General features: G+C 56.1%; 12 protein-coding genes and 1 tRNA gene. 8 read left to right on the forward strand and 5 right to left on the reverse strand.

The features are described 5' to 3' along the window. Position 1: 1 nt before the first annotated feature. Positions 2–817 (forward strand): ABC transporter permease, encoded by an 816-nt coding sequence (locus E6C51_RS08535; protein WP_190235659.1) that lies wholly within the window; start codon positions 2–4, stop codon positions 815–817. 13 nt (positions 818–830) lie between these two features. On the opposite strand, the gene E6C51_RS08540 is transcribed toward E6C51_RS08535, so the two are convergent. Together E6C51_RS08540 and E6C51_RS08545 are read right to left on the reverse strand one after the other, a co-directional pair. Then, complete coding sequence (locus E6C51_RS08540) at positions 831–2,756, reverse strand: AsmA family protein (RefSeq protein WP_190235660.1); 1,926 nt, start codon at positions 2,754–2,756, stop codon at positions 831–833. 612 nt (positions 2,757–3,368) lie between these two features. Further along, positions 3,369–7,172, reverse strand: a complete 3,804-nt coding sequence (locus E6C51_RS08545) for a PAS domain-containing sensor histidine kinase (RefSeq protein ID WP_190235661.1) — start codon at positions 7,170–7,172, stop codon at positions 3,369–3,371. Between the two features lie 338 nt (positions 7,173–7,510). Here E6C51_RS08545 and E6C51_RS08550 point away from each other — a divergent pair, with 338 nt between their 5' ends. The 4 genes from E6C51_RS08550 to E6C51_RS08565 all read left to right on the forward strand — a co-directional run bounded on the left by E6C51_RS08550 (position 7,511) and on the right by E6C51_RS08565 (position 10,936). Further along, positions 7,511–7,960: a phasin gene (locus E6C51_RS08550; protein ID WP_190235662.1), complete on the forward strand. Its 450-nt coding sequence runs from the start codon at positions 7,511–7,513 to the stop codon at positions 7,958–7,960. 165 nt (positions 7,961–8,125) lie between these two features. Beyond that, a tRNA-His gene (locus E6C51_RS08555) sits at positions 8,126–8,202 on the forward strand. A 363-nt stretch (positions 8,203–8,565) separates the two neighbouring features. Then, complete coding sequence (locus E6C51_RS08560; protein ID WP_230987137.1) at positions 8,566–9,738, forward strand: HNH endonuclease signature motif containing protein; 1,173 nt, start codon at positions 8,566–8,568, stop codon at positions 9,736–9,738. Beyond that, complete coding sequence (locus E6C51_RS08565) at positions 9,731–10,936, forward strand: DNA cytosine methyltransferase (protein WP_190235663.1); 1,206 nt, start codon at positions 9,731–9,733, stop codon at positions 10,934–10,936. Before E6C51_RS08560 ends, E6C51_RS08565 begins: the two co-directional genes overlap by 8 nt. Positions 10,937–11,048: 112 nt before the next feature. Here E6C51_RS08565 and E6C51_RS08570 read toward each other — a convergent pair whose 3' ends face one another. Further along, a complete protein-coding gene (locus E6C51_RS08570) occupies positions 11,049–11,672 on the reverse strand; it encodes a HupE/UreJ family protein (RefSeq protein WP_230987139.1) in 624 nt (207 codons plus the stop codon). 203 nt (positions 11,673–11,875) lie between these two features. Between E6C51_RS08570 and E6C51_RS08575 the strand changes: the two genes are divergently transcribed. From E6C51_RS08575 to E6C51_RS08585, 3 genes are read left to right on the forward strand one after another with little or no spacing between them, the layout of a single operon-like run. Further along, entirely contained in the window at positions 11,876–12,484 is a 609-nt protein-coding gene (locus E6C51_RS08575) for a HupE/UreJ family protein (protein WP_146931702.1), read from the forward strand. Then, entirely contained in the window at positions 12,484–13,287 is an 804-nt protein-coding gene (locus tag E6C51_RS08580) for a hypothetical protein (RefSeq protein WP_190235664.1), read from the forward strand. Before E6C51_RS08575 ends, E6C51_RS08580 begins: the two co-directional genes overlap by 1 nt. Beyond that, positions 13,284–13,901, forward strand: a complete 618-nt coding sequence (locus E6C51_RS08585) for a DUF1007 family protein (protein ID WP_190235665.1) — start codon at positions 13,284–13,286, stop codon at positions 13,899–13,901. Before E6C51_RS08580 ends, E6C51_RS08585 begins: the two co-directional genes overlap by 4 nt. Here the strand turns inward: E6C51_RS08585 and E6C51_RS08590 are convergent, their stop codons facing one another. Continuing rightward, positions 13,902–14,333, reverse strand: a complete 432-nt coding sequence (locus E6C51_RS08590) for an OsmC family protein (protein ID WP_190235666.1) — start codon at positions 14,331–14,333, stop codon at positions 13,902–13,904. 14 nt (positions 14,334–14,347) lie between these two features. Next, positions 14,348–15,229 (reverse strand): LysR family transcriptional regulator, encoded by an 882-nt coding sequence (locus E6C51_RS08595; RefSeq protein ID WP_146931691.1) that lies wholly within the window; start codon positions 15,227–15,229, stop codon positions 14,348–14,350. Between the last annotated feature and the right edge of the window lie 75 nt (positions 15,230–15,304).

Genomic DNA, 15,304 nt, shown 5'->3' on the forward strand with positions numbered 1-15,304 from the left:
AATGAAAGCAAGCCGCCTTGATCCTGTTGTCCTCACGCTGGGCTTCGTATTTCTGTACGTTCCCATTCTGATTCTGGTGATTTATTCGTTCAATGCCTCCAAACTGGTAACGGTCTGGGGCGGGTTCTCGCTGCAATGGTATCGTGAGATCTGGTATAACCAGAACCTGATGGATGCCGCCTGGGTGACGCTCAGGGTTGGCATTGTTGCGGCAACGGTTGGCACTGTGCTGGGCACAATGGCGGCCTTGGCGCTGGTGCGCTTCGGGCGCTTTCGCGGGCGCATGCTGTTTTCCGGCATGATCTATGCGCCATTGGTGATGCCGGATGTGATTACCGGTCTGTCGCTCTTGCTGCTGTTTGTGGCGATGGGGGTGGATCGCGGCATTATCACGGTCATGCTCGCCCATACCAGCTTCACCATGTGCTATGTGGCCATTGTCGTGCAATCCAAACTGGTGACCTTTGATCGCAGTCTGGAAGAAGCGGCCCTTGATCTCGGCTGCCCGCCGGTCAAGACATTTTTCCGCATTACCTTGCCTTTGATCCTGCCTGCGGTGGTGTCCGGCTGGATGCTGGCGTTTACCCTGTCTCTGGATGATCTGGTAATTGCCAGCTTCACCACTGGCCCCGGTGCCACCACACTGCCGATCAAGATCTATTCGCAGGTGCGATTGGGCGTAACACCCGAGATCAATGCGGTGTGTACGATCCTTATTTCCATCGTTACCCTTGGGGTGATTGTCGCATCCATTGGCACCAAGCGCCGCGAGTTGCAGCGCCAGCGTGATGAGCATATCGCCGCAGCCGGGCGGTGACACTATGTCATGATCACGGCGTCGTTGTCACCTGCGGCAGCGGCGTTTGAATCGGTGACAGGATCAGATTTGGCCACGAGCCGGCAATAAAAAAGCGAAGTGGCTTTTGCGCAGTGCTCGTCAATGGGTCCGTCGATGTGCTGGACGACGTGGGGAGAGGGACAATTTCGGTGGAAAGCGCCAACCCCTTGAAAGCATAGGGAATGACCCCTGTGAAGGATGAGGTGAGGTCGGTGCTTTTCAGGCTGCCCTCACTGATATTGATGGCTCCATCGGCAAGATCAGCTGTCACGCTGAGGCTATCAAAGGGCAAATCCCCTTTTCCTGCATCTTCCAATTTGAAGAAGAAGCGATTGCCAGCAAGGGAGCGGATGCCATCCATATTCACGCCGGTGATGCGGCCCGGACCTACCGTGAGCTTCAGGGTGCCGGTGATATCTTCGGGGCGCGTTCGCCAGATTGCGCGTTTGGTTGAGACTGAAACAGTCAAGGAGCCGCTGCCAAGCGGCAGGGGGCCGCTCAAGCCCAACTTGTTTTCAAGATCAGAGAGATCGGCATTGGTGATCGAAAGATCGAGATGTGCACCGTTTTCAAAGCCACCGTTCTTGCCTTCGAGATGGCCAATCATGGTGCCGCCCGCAAGCGTGCTGTCGCCAATGTCAAACACCATGGCACCGTCGGTGGCCAACACACTGGCCCCCACATCGGTCAGGGTAAATTGCGAAAGGCTGGCGCGCCGAGCGGATAGCGCCAGATCAAACTCCAGCCAGTTCAGCAAGCCGCTTTTGCCGTTGACCGCTTGGCTATCGGGTGCAGAAAGCGCAAATGCCGCCAGAAATGTCGGAATATCCATTTGGCCGAAGGCCAGCGTGCCGCTGACTTTGGGCTTGCCGCTCTTGCCTTGCGTGATATCCACCAGTCCCGTCGCATTGGTCTCATTGGCGCTCAAAGACAGATCTTCCAGCCGCACGCGGTCTGCTTCTGCGGTCACCGTGGCCTTGATCGATGCCGTATGCAGGGCTTCCATTCCCGGCAGTTCTGCGCCTGTCCACGCCAAAAAACCTGCTACATCGGACATGGTCATATCAATCTGGCCGGAGGCAAATCGCGCCGGCATCAGGCTGGTTCGCCCGCTGAAACTGGCTTTAACGGTGGGAGCTGTGATCGAAACGCTGGCTTGACCCATATGCCCACCCATCAGCAACAGGGGCTGCGCCGAGGAAAAGTTCACCTGAGTGGCCATGCCCCCAATCACCATATTGGCAGAGCCTTTGATGGCGGATGACATTTTTGGCCAGGTGACTTGCGAGAAAATTCCCTCGATGACAAATTTCCGACCGCTCGCGTCGTCGGCAATGTCCAGACGGCCATTTTCAATCGAGAAAGACCCGATGGTGCCGTCGTCTTCCTGTGCCAGGCTCTGGCCACCATCGGCGGTTTCCGTGACATGGGCGATGGCCTTGGCCAGCGGCCCGCCGTTGCTCCAGTCTATGTGGCCCTCGCGATCGCGATGAAGATGGACGGTTGCGCCGGTGAGGGTGAAATCATCAAACACCGGGTGGCCCATGACGGCATTGAGCAGACCAAACGTCGCAGAAAGTTGATCGATTTGTGCGACAATAGAATTTTTGCCCGCTCCAGAGTGCGGGCCGGCGCGTGTCAAGGTGAGGTGCGCCAGCGTAATTTTCGGTTGCGGCCAAAATTGCAGCTCAGGTGTGCCAGCAATCTGCACATCATGGCCACTCCACCGGCCAACGACCTTTTCAATACTGCCGCGCACCAGACTGCTGGACACAATATAAGGCGCTGCAATGCGTGACGCGACGAAAGCACCGAGCGAAACAACAGCGACAACCAGGGCAATTCGCAGAAGGCGCGGTCCAAGCGGGCCTTTGACGAAATGTGGTGCCGAGCGCTTTTGTGGTGGTTTCACTGTCACGTGAGGCCTTTCAGATCGTGCTTGCAAAATTCGCTGCCCCGCCTCTGTCCAGATATAGCAAAGCAATTTGCCATGCAAATGCAACAGACAGTGACGACATCAATAATTTCACCAGACACGGCGAAGCAGGTTCCGATTTACAGCGCCGTGCGTTTTTTCAAGCGCACAAAGCACGTCGTAGCACTTTTAATCTGCTGCGTAATTTCCGCCTTAAATCGATTCCGCTTTAAGGCGGAAATTGTGCAGCAAGGAGAAAATTATGCAGTAAAACCTTGAGAATGATCGAGGTAACAAGCCGGAAATGTGGTTTGTAAACCGTCTGTTAACGTGGCTTTGTCAACACTCGGCTTCTGGATGATCCAGGCAATGACCCGGACCGAAAAGTCGCGTTGTTGTTGGCAGAGTGATCTTGCCCGCCACACAGTGTTTTGCGCCGTTGCAGTATTGGTCCCAAAAGGGAAACCCGATTTCGGGAAAATCCGATACTTGTGAGGTGCGAGGTGTGGTTTTTCCAATATTGACAGCGCATTGGTGTGTGTTTGGCATGCGCCGCCCTGTTGATTGTTGGGTTGAACAGCATCAACTTCAAGGGCAGCTTCGGCTGCTCTTTTTTTATCCCGCGAGTACCCGCGGAGAGGGGAAGCTGATTTCCACCAAAGTGCCTTCATTCGGCGTGGAGTGAATGGCAAAGCTGGCGCGGTTGGCGTCGGCCATGGCTTTGGTCAGGGGCAGGCCAAGGCCGGTGCCATCGCCGCGCAGGCGTGCGCCACCGGGCGAAACCTGCCGAAATGGCTTCATGGCCTGATCCAGCTCGGCGCGGCTCATGCCAATGCCGGTATCACGCACCCGCAAGGTCACGCTGCCATTGGATTCATAGGCCGTGGACACAATGATTTGCCCACCGGATGGCGTGAAGCGAATGGCGTTGGACAGAATGTTGAGCACAATCTGTTTGATGGAGCGCAGGTCTGCCACCACATTGGGCACCGATTGCGAGAGCGCGGTGCGGATAATCACCCGCTGGGCATTGGCCTGCGGCTGCACCAGCGAAACGGCTTCCGCGATGGTTTCGTTTAACCCGACCGAGACGAAATCCAGATCCATCTCGCCCGCTTCGATCTTGGAGATATCGAGCAGGTCGTTGACGATATCCAGCACATGGCGACCAGAGCGGCCAATGTCGGATGAATATTCGGCATAGCGCGGATGGCCAATCGGACCAAACCGCTCATCGGCCATAATATCGGCAAAACCGATAATGGCGTTCAGCGGCGTTCTGATCTCGTGGCTGACGCGCGCCAGAAAATCGCTCTTATGGGCGTTGGCGGTCTCGGCGACGCGCTTGGCATTGCGCAGCTCTTCTTCGGTGCGTTTCCATTGGGTAATGTCGCGGATGACCGCGCAAAAACCATTGGAGGAGGAAAGGCGGCCAATGGCCATGAAGAGCGGGATAAAGCCGCCGGAGGCCTCGCGACCAATCACTTCGCGCCCGTCGTTCAGCACGCTGGCAACGCCGTGGCCGGTCAAGCCGTTGAGATAATCCAGAATGGCGCGCTGGCTCTCATGGGCAAACAGCGTCACAAACGGCTTGCCGCGAATGTCGGCCTCATCATAGTTGAAAAGCGCGCTGGCGGCTCCATTGACCGAGCGAATTTCGCCATCGGCATTGATGGTGACAACGCCATCTGTGGCCGTTTCCAAAATTGAGCGCAGCTCTTCTACTTCAACCCGCAAGCGCGCTGCATCGGTAAGCGACGCATTCAGGGGTGCATCGTCGTGGATTTCCTCTGCGGACTCTTCTACAGGCTCGTCATCAACGTGTTGCTCGGCTGTGTCAGCCTCAGCTCCATGATCTTGAGATTTGCGCACGTGAGATTGCGGCACCAAAGCCAGCAGCAGCGCGCTGGCATCTTCCCAGCGGATAGATTGCAGCCGCGCCGACACCGGCAGGTGCTGGCCATCGGCCCGCACCGCAACAAGTGTTCCGGCCCCTTCATCTTCAGGCGAAATGTCTGAATGCTGCAACAGCGCATCCAAGCCACCGTCAGTTTCCAAAGCGTCCAGATCGGCATAACCCGTCAGCGCCAGAAATTCAGGATTGGCGTGAATAAGCCGATCACCGCGATGGGCCAAAAGCGCAATTGGCAGCATATCCAGAACCTCCGGCGAGAAGGTCACATCACGCTTGCTGATGGCAGGGGCGCGCGTGGAGGTTACCACGTCTGGCACTGGCACTGGCACTGGCATTGACACGGGCAATGGCGGCTGCGGTGCAGATGGCACGTCCACTGTTTCGGCCTTGGGTGGCTCGGCGTTTTTCTCCAACGGCGCATCAATGGCTGGCCTATCGGCGATAGGCGCGGCAGGTCTGTTGTTGTTATGCGCTTCAAGCTGGATGCTGTCTTCGCCGTCTTCAATCCGATATTGCGATGGTTTTTCCCCATTGGCAGGCTTGATGCCCAGCGCATCCAGCTTGCGCGCAATTTCGCGAAAAGCAGCCTGCTCTCCCGCCGACAGACCATCGCTATTGCCGGGGCGGCGTGCGCTGAGCGGAATGATCTTATCCGATAGGCTTGGTGCGGGCGTGGGTGGAACTGGCTTCGATGGAGTTGGCGGCTCGGAAGGCGAAACCTCGTCCGTTACCTCTGGGCTTGGCACCGATTGCTGGGTGACATCGCTGTCTGTCTTGAGTTCTTGGACAGCCTCAGGCGTGGCCTCCACGGCGTCTTCAAGTTCATCCGATTGCGCACCATGCTCGGCCACACTCTCACGATCGGCGGACACCGCATCAATTGTTTCAATTCGGGACGCGCTGCTGTGGATAAATGTCAGGCCGACCTGATCAGCATCTTCCATGGCATCGGCCAGACGCACAACGCCAAAGCCGCGAAAACCATCAAAATCACGGTTGCGGGTGTAGGTCGGCAGGGCTGCCAGATCCACCGGCACTTTCAGGCTCGTGCCTTCAATCGGCCAATAGATGGTCTTGCCGGACCAGGTATCACGCTTTGTCAGCAATGCGGTGATGTGGCCGTCTGGATCGAGATTGAACAGGGCAGCCAGATCAGAAAATGTCTGGCCTTCTATATCAGCGGCCCGTGGCCCTACGGCGGAGGCAAACTCGGGAGAGATATCGCTGAAGCGCCCAAGCGCATCAATCTTCCACACAAAGCGAACCGCCCGTGCCGTTGGCTGAAAGGCAAACGAGCCGGTCTCTTCAGCATTCTCATGCTCCAAAGCGGTTTCTGTTGCGGTCTGCACAGGCGTTTCAGCCGCTTCTGCCTGTTGCGCATCGTTGGCCTCCGACACCGGTTCTTCAACCATATCCGCATGGATATCCTGCGCGACAATGGTCTCAAGCGTCTCGGAATGCTCTTGTGGTTCCACCGTCTCACCCTCCTGAACGGCTTCAGGATCAGTGGTCTCCAGCGCAGTCTCTGGCGCGTGGGCTTCCACGGGGGTGACGTGATCTGCGGAAATATCCTCTGGCGCGGTTTCCAGATCAGCAATATCACCAAGCGCCGTGACCACATCTTCAAATGCAGCTTCTGACGTTGGCTGCTCGGATGTCGCCTCAGTCAATAGCTCCGGTGATGTCTCCATCTCCGGCGATGTTTGGGGCACTGACACCTCCGCTAAAACGGGAGGCTCAACGATTGCGTCCTCAACAGCAACGTCGTCAGCCACAGGCTTTTCTGCCGCAACAGGCTCGGCCGGTGGTTCAGTGGCGAACCCCTCGGACACATCCAGCGAGCCGAGCAGCGTTTCCACAGCAAACAGCAGATAGATTGCGGGCGCATCAGCAATTTTGCCAATCGCGGCGGGCAGATAGCCGCGCGCTGTGGGAATGGGTCTTTTGATCAGGCCAGCCGGATGGCTGCCCGCCATCTGCACAATGGTGTTTGCGGTGCGCGGCGTGATGCCGAGCCGCTCAAAATTGCGCGAGCTGCGCACCACATCGCCATTGCCGTCCAGCAAGGCCATATGGGTATCAGGATCATCAAAACCGCGCAGCATGGCATCGGCTTTGGCGCTCTCATCGGCATGAGCGACGGGGATGGAAAATAATGTGACAGGCTCGCCTTCGCGAATTTCCAAGCGCTCCAGATGGGCTTCCATCGGCACAAGGCGAAAGCCGGAGCCAGCGCGCACCACCAGCTTGCGTTTGTCGCCATTGGCTTTCAATTGCCGGGCCATGGATGTGATCTGGCGGAACGTGACATCCTGCTTTGGCGGGCCATCTTCCAGCAGATCATAAATCGAGGCGGTGCCGAAAAAAGCAGCCCCCGCGCCATTGGCCCAAAGCACCCGCTCCAGATCGTGCGAAAACAGCGCCAGCGCCTCGCCCCGCGCAAAGCGATCACGCACTGCGCCGTGTACGGCGATATCAATGAACGGATATTGAATGGCGGGCATGATCAACCTGTCGAGCGATTAAGGCAGATCTGAAGGCTTCAAAAACCAAGCACTCAGATCAGCCCTAACATTTCACATTTGCTGTATAATTTTCCCTTAATCCTCTTGGGATTGTTTAAATCATACAGTGCCACAGATGCGGCAAATTAACAGATTTTTAATAAACATGCACCTTGATTTGGTCCAGTGTGTGGCGTTTTAATCGCGAAACAAGGTTAATGAAAAATTCCTTATTGTGCATCGCAGCAATATGTTGCAATGCACAAAAGATGATGCTATATAATGCCTATCAAAAAAGCAGGGCCGCGAAGATAGGCCCCTCTCAAGGAGTATATATCATGGCTAGCAACAAGACCGCCGACGTTTTCTCAATGCCTTCTTTCGATCCTGCCAAGGTCACAGACAGCTTCCGCGAATTTGCGGAAAAGGGCGCTGCCCAGTCCAAGGAAGCCTATGCAAAGATGAAGACGGCTGCTGAAGACGCCTCCAAGACCGTTGAAGCCACGCTTCAGAACGCCCAGAGCGGCAGCATGGAACTTGGCCTGAAGGCCATTGACGCTCTGCGCACCAATGCCGAACTGCAACTGACCCACATGGAATCGCTGATGGGCGTCAAGTCTGTTGCCGAACTGGTTGAACTTCAGACCGCTTTCTTCCGCAAGCAGGCCGAAGTGACTGTTGAGCAGGCCAAGGCCATGCAGGAAACAGCCAAGAAGGTTGCTGAAACCGTGGCAAAGCCCGGCAAGGAAGCCGCCGAAAAGGTCATGTCGAGCTTCAAGAAAGCCTGATCACCGATCAGCCAAGGGTTTTCCCATACACAAGGGGTTTTCCCACACAGAACAAGAAAAGGGGTCGGCATCGCTGGCCCCTTTTTGTTGATGAAGTGAAAAAAACGCTTGAAACTTTCCGCAGACCCCCGTATGTGACCCCTCAACAGCGCTTGACGCGCTTGTGCGGTTGTAGCTCAGTTGGTTAGAGCGCAGGTTTGTGGCACCTGAGGTCGGAGGTTCGAGACCCCCCAACCGTACCATTTTCTATTTGAGACTCGAAGTAACAAGAGCTTACCGAAAAAGCAAAATCCTTTTTATTCCGACAATCATGACTAAGCTGGCTTGTTATTGGGTTGGCAACATGCTCATAACATTTCGTGGGTGTTTAAAGCGCTTTCGCCACAAGAGGCAAATGTCTGGCGTGATGGCACGGCGAGTCCTCTGTTTCAAGCTTCGCGTGGGATGTAAATGCATATTGGTTTACCTGATCGAGATTAACCAGCGTCCATTTCGTCCACACTGTGTAAAGCTTCAGCCAATTTCCCTGTTGTCTAATGTCGAATCAGTCGCTAGCACGTAAACTACCGCAGCAGTAGTATGATCTTGATAGGTGCAAGCATAGAATGGCCATATGGAACTGGGATCAGGGACGGCTCGATTACTTCCAATTCGATGAGCTGAGGAAGATCGCAAAATTTGCGATAAAGAACGATTTACGCTCAACTAACGTGGCTGCACTCAGTACAGCGACAGGGCTACCGTTCCGGCCCGCGAGCGATCCCTTGTATAAGCCGTGGAGAAACTATTCCCGGGTTTTCAAAGCTACGTTGCTCATAAGCAAGAATGGAAAAGTAGCCCAGCCAACGCCAATCGCCAATTTGATGGCGCAGGATGGGCAGGTCAACTCCGACGAATATTTCCACTTCCTTGCGGAAGCCACAACGGACCCATCTCCAGCGCGTGAGAACTGGAATCATCAGGCGAACCATCGGTTCCCGCTGCTCTTCTCGCTCCGCTTTTTGCTCGCGCGGGCTGCAATAGGCTTGACCGAAACAACACTTGATCAAATCGTTGGGGCTTACAATGAAACAGCCTTGACGGGTGGCGAAGATGATACGGATTTTCTCGCGATTGTTGATTCAGCTCGCGCGATCGTGCCGAAAAGCCGACAAGCAAAGGAGAGCCTCAAGGTTTTATCTCAGCTGTCATATCTCAGTCTTGACCGGAGCAAGATTACGGTGTCGCTAGACCGAGACGACGCGATGCAAATCTTTCAACAGCTGGCTCCAGTATACGGTGCTCGCTTTAGTGATGGCGACGAAGAAATTCGGCGTATCGCCAATCTTTTCGTTGCAGCCAGAGATGACTTAGATTTCGATTATAGCAACACAGTTGTTTCAGATACTTTCGAAGCTGGCTTTGAAGAAGGTGGCCGTATTGAACGGATACACTTGAAGATCGAACGTAATGCGCAACTCAGGCGTGCATTTTTTGAGAAGTATCCTTCTGCAAGGTGTGACTTTTGCGCCGAGGATACGAGTAAATCATACCCTTGGGCAGAAAGAATTCTTGACATTCACCACGTGTTGCCGCTTTGTTCTGGGGCGAGAACGTCGAAATCGGGTACGGTATTAGATGACCTTGTCGCCAATTGCCCTACATGCCATAGAGCCGTCCACCGCTTCTATGGTCAGTGGTTGAAAAAAAACAAGAAGAAAGACTTCGCGGACGCGTCCGAGGCAAAGGTTGTCTACCAGGCTGCGAAGGCGGAGTACTGTGGAGTGAGCAATGCTTGAGAAAACGGTCAAGGCAGAGACACCGTCGGAGCGCTTCGCAAGGCAAAGCGATCTGGTCGCACGATCAGTCCGAGAGGGTGTCGAGCTATACGACCTTTTGTATGAACAAGGCTTGGACCTCGACGATCTGATCTATTCCAACGCTGGCGCTATCCGCTGGGACGGTTCGAAGCCGCCACGGCTGGATAGCTTTTCTCAGAAATGCTGCGTCCCTGTCGTGAGTTTCTTCACTGGGTGCGGTGGAATGGACCTCGGCTTCGAGACGTTAGGCTTTGAGCATGTAGCTGCCTTCGAGTTCAACGAAATCTTCTGTAAGACTCTGCGCAAGAATAGACCTGAGTGGAAAATCTTCGGACCGCCTTATCACTCGGGCGACGTCTCGAAGTTCGATGAGGTAGTCGAGGCTCTTTCGCCGCTAATCAAGAAGCCGTTCGAGGGTGTGTTCGTGGGCGGACCTCCGTGTCAGCCGTTCTCTATTGCAGCGAACCAAAGGTTCTCAAGAGACGGTGAAAACTTCAAGCGGACTGGCTTCAATCACGAAAAAAACGGCAACTTACTTTTCGATTACGTGAATCTAATCATCGAATTTCTGCCGTCTGCCTTTGTGATTGAGAACGTGCCAGGTTTGCGCGACCTCGACGGCGGTGAGCAGTTGTCAATTGCCATCGGCATGTTGCAGCGCGCCGGTTATACTGTTGCCGATCCTGAGGTGCTGGACGCCGCCAATCATGGAGTGCCTCAGTTCCGTCAGCGTATGTTCGTGGTTGGCTCCCGATTGCCTGGGAAGTTTGTATATCCCGAACGTAAAGCGCATTTCGGTGCGGCTAGCGTACTGGCTGATCTCCCTACGTCCATCGCACTGAATCATGAAACGCGCAAACACAGGGCCGAGTCCATCCAGCGCTACATGATTCTTAACTATGGCGAGCGTGACCAGTTGGGACGGGTTGACCGTCTGACGCCGAACAGGCCTTCTAAGACGGTAATCGCTGGAGGAACCAATGGCGGTGGGCGCTCTCACCTACATCCCGAAATCCCACGTACATTGAGTGTAAGAGAGTGCGCAAGGCTTCAGACCTTTCCCGACGATTACCAATTTGTTGGGCCTACAGCTCGGCAGTTTACCCAAGTCGGGAACGCAGTTCCCCCGGTTCTGGCAGCGGTCGTCGGGCAGCAACTGATCAAGGCCTACTTCTAGGAATTCGAAATCCGGTATCTATGCCAGCAATTCCTAATATATATAGATATTATGTAGTAGTTAAATATTCAGCCACTCTTGCGATTCGCGTTTTGGTGTTCGCGGCAGATTGCTACATCTGCCCCGTCACCAGATAATACACACCCGCCAGCACAATCATCCCGCCCAGTGCGCGCACCACTATGCCGTTGTAGAGCCGGCCCAGGCCATAGCCGATGGCGATGCCGAAGATGTGGATCATGCCGGTGGCGACCACGAAGCCGACGGTGTAGGCGGCGGGGTCCGTGGCGTTGGGGGCCATTTTGCCGTGGGGGTAGCCGTGGAACAGGGCAAACAGGGCGATAATGGTCAAGGAGGCATATTCCGGGGCTTTCCAGCGGGCGGCAATGGCACCGCCCAGCGCAATCAGCGACAGGGAAATACCGCCGGAAATCACGGCATCGGGAATATCGCACAACATGCCAATGACGCCGCCGACACACATGATCAGCGGGAAGGTGGCGGGCAGGGTCCAGACCGAGCGGCCGCCCATTTGCGCACCCCACAGGCCAACCGCCAGCATGGCCAGAAAGTGATCGGCCCCCAGAAGCGGATGCTCAAAGCCGCTGCCAAAGCCGCCCATGGGGCCGCCCAGAATATGGGCCGATGCCGGACTGGCGAAGCTGGCCGCGATAAGGCCGGTGGCGATCATGCGGCGGAAGCTGTGTGCTGTTTTCATTGGATTGGGATGTGTCATTGTGGCATTGCCCTTGCCGTTTATGGAAAATAAAGGCCTATAATCAATCGCAAATGGGTATAGTTTATGGTTGTCGCCCTGACAACGACCGGCATTTTTAAACCAGGCAAGGCTTTTTCAACGAGAGCCGCGTGGCAACACAATTCGGTCGCAAAATCAGTTTGCAAAGGGTGACGAAAAGCGGTGTTTTTGGAGACCAGAGAATGCAGGATCAAAACAGGTCGCGATGGGCGACAGTTGGACGCCTTTTGGCGCTGGTGGGCGTTGTTGCCTTCATGCCCGGTATTGCGCAGGCGCATATTATTCAAGGCGGCTCTGGCGGCTTTCTGCAAGGGTTTGAGCATCCGCTGTCGGGTGCCGATCATCTGTTGGCGATGTTTTCGGTTGGCCTTTGGGGCGCGCAAATGGGCGGTCGCAATGTCTGGACCCTGCCCATTACCTTCCCCTTGATCATGGTGCTGGGTGGTATTCTCGGCATCACAGGCGTGCCTTTGCCAGCCATCGAGACCGGCATTGCATTGTCCATCGTGGTGTTGGGCGCGGCCATTGCCTTTGTTTGGCGGCCGCCGGAATGGCTGGCGCTGACCGTTATTGGTCTTTTTGCCATCTGCCACGGTTATGCTCACGGTGCCGAATTGCCTGAGGCGGCAGACCCGGCGGATTTTGCCATTGGTTTCGTGCTGGCAACCGGCTTGATCCATCTGGCTGGCATTGGCGTGGGCCTTGGCGTGCAACGCGCGCTGGGCAATCGGATGGTGCGGATTCCCGGTGGCCTGATCGCCATCGGTGGCCTCTACTTCCTTGTGACTTGATGGCGCGTGACCTGATGGCAAAGCGGGCAACACTTGAGCAAAGATCCAGACGCCTGACGCTGATTGTCGTTGGGGTTTTGGTGTTTGCCGGTGCGGTTGCCATTGCCGCCTCCGCAGTTACGGTATGGATGGAGCAAGGCACGCTGGACCACTGGCTGCTTTTGACAACCTTTACCGCAGAGCGGCTGTTGCCGCTGCTGGGGGCGGGCCTGTTGCTGGGGCAAATGCCGCTGTGCCGCTGGCCCATCGCGGCAGCCCTTCTGGTGGCAGGCATTGCCACCGGCCTGCCCTGGCATGATGAGTTGATGCAGCTTTTGGCTCCTTTGCCGGGCGCGCCGACCCATTTCTTTCTGGTCGGCCCGCTGGCCTGCCTGCTGGCGGGCCTGTTGCTGGTGTTGCCGCCGTCGCTGCGGTTTTGGCCAAGCCTGTTGGTCATGCCGGTTATGGGGGCGGCGCTGGCGCTGGCGGTGGATTTTTCCGATCCCACCTTCCACGATCGCGCCTACCTGCCCTGGGCCTTGGTTACCACCGTATGGGTTTTGCTGGCTGCCGGGCTGGTGGCGGGGCTTTTTACCGCCTCCTGGACGGTGATTGCATCAAGGGTGTTTGGCAGCTGGCTGCTGGCCATTGGTGCGCTCTATGGCGGAGCCTATATGGCATCAAAACAGACAGAGCTGGTGCCGCCGCCCTTTGTGCAACCCTCCGTGATCGGCGGAAATTTTCCGGGCTTTGATCCCATTTTGAAATCCTTTGAGCGCTGGGGCCCACGGCGGCGGACATTGCAAGACGGGAGAGAGGGATGACGATCTCGAAGCATATCTCCCACCGTTGCGCCGCTGCTTTGCTGGCACCGCTCTTGGTGATGGCGGGGGTCTCGCCTGCTTTTGCTCATCCCGATATTGCCATCACGCTTCGGGTGTTGTTCGATATGCGGCGCGGTGTGCTGACGGGGCTGGGCGAGAGCTGGACCTTTGATGCCGCCTATAGCCGCACCTTGCTGGATGAATATGACCGCGATCACGATGGGACATTGAATGCCGCAGAAACCGAGGCGTTGCGCGAAAAGCTGATTGCGGACCTGCGCCGCAAACGCTTTTTCACCAATCTCACCATGGGCGGCAAGCCCGCAGCAGGCATTGAGCCGGTTGGGTTTGCGGCAGAAGCCCACAACGGCGTGGTGACGGTGACATTTGCTTTCAATGTGGCCGCACCCATTGATTTGCGCGGCCAGCGGCTGGATGTGGCGGTCAGGGATAAAGACTATACCGCAGCCTTCAAACTGGCAGACAATGCTGGCCTGCAAATTCGCGGTGATTTCGACAAGAAATGCCGCGCCACCATCGCACCTGACCCGCAAGGGGCCTATTTCGCCAAGCTGGTTGTGCCGGACGAGATTACCCTGACCTGCGAGCCCTGATTACTCCGCCAGAACCGTTGTGGCAAAGGTTGGATTGGCGCTCAAGGTGTTGCTGACCGTGCAAATCTCATGCTCTGCCTTGCTTGCAATGGCGCGGCGGGTTTCATCGTCAATGTCGCCTGCAATGGTCAGGATGATGTCAAAACGCTCCACGCGTGAAAGGCCGTCTTTGGCCTTTTCGCCACTCACGGCTGCGGTGATGGTGCTGATTTTGTCCATCACGCCCAGCTCGCTTGCCACTAGGCGCGCGCTAATCGTCAGGCAGCCTGCAAGCGATGCGTAAAGCAGGTCCAGCGGGTTAAAGCCCGCCTGCGATGGGCCGGTCACGATCTGAATCTCGCCGCCGGTGGCAGAGGTGATATGCGGAAAGCCGGTGCGGCCAATCACGGCGCTGGCTCCCATCGGGCGGATTTTCATTTTCATCTCAGCCATGAGGGATGCTCCTGTTATAAAAAGATGCTGCGGTTTTCATTCACCTGTTCGCTCAAATAATCCACCACGGTGCGAATGCGGGCCAGATCGCGCAAGCTCTCATGATAGGTGGTCCAATAGGCGCGGTGCAGAGTGATTTCTGGCAGAATGCGGATCAAATCGCTGTGCTGGCGGGCAATGTAGCTGTGCAGGATACCAATACCGGCACCGGCCAAAACGGCTTCGGTCTGGCCAATGGCCGAGGAAATTTCAAAGCTTGCGCTCCAGTTGCGCATGATCTCGCCGGTAAAATTCAGCGATGGGGTGAAAATCAAATCTTCCACATAGCCAATGCGGCGATGGCTTTTCAGCGCATCCACCGTTTGCGGCAGTCCATGGCGCTCGACATAGGTTTTTGAGGCATAAAGCGCCAGCGTGTAATCGGTGAGATGGGCAGACACCAACCGCCCCTGATCTGGCCGCTCAAGGGTAACCGCAATATCGGCCTCGCGCTGGGAGAGCGAAAACGAGCGCGGCACCGGCACCAGCTGAATTTTCAGCTCCGGGTGCCGCTCAATCAGGCCACCAAGATGAGAAGAGAGAAAAAACACCCCAAACCCGTCGGGTGCGCCAATGCGCACCGTGCCCGCCACTTTGGCATCGGTGCGGCCAAGGCGGGCCTGCACTTCCAGCATTTCGGTTTCCATGCGCTCGGCTGAAGTCAGGAAAGTCTCGCCCTCGGCGGTCAATTCGCAGCCATTGGTGCGGCGCACGAACAGCCGGGTTTTCAAGGCATCCTCCAGCGCTGTCAAGCGGCGTGACAGGGTGGCGTGGTTCAGCCCCAGCCGTTTGGAGGCGGCCAAAATTTGCCCGGTTCTGGCAATGGCCAGAAAGATACGAACGTCATCCCAGTTCATGGTAATATCCATTTATGCACAACGGATGCGTAAACCATCGCGTTGCGTTGTGCAATTTAAAGCGCAATAGTGAGC

Origin of the sequence: Gillisella terrae (assembly GCF_004801395.1) — a bacterium.
Lineage (GTDB): Bacteria > Pseudomonadota > Alphaproteobacteria > Rhizobiales > Rhizobiaceae > Allorhizobium > Allorhizobium terrae.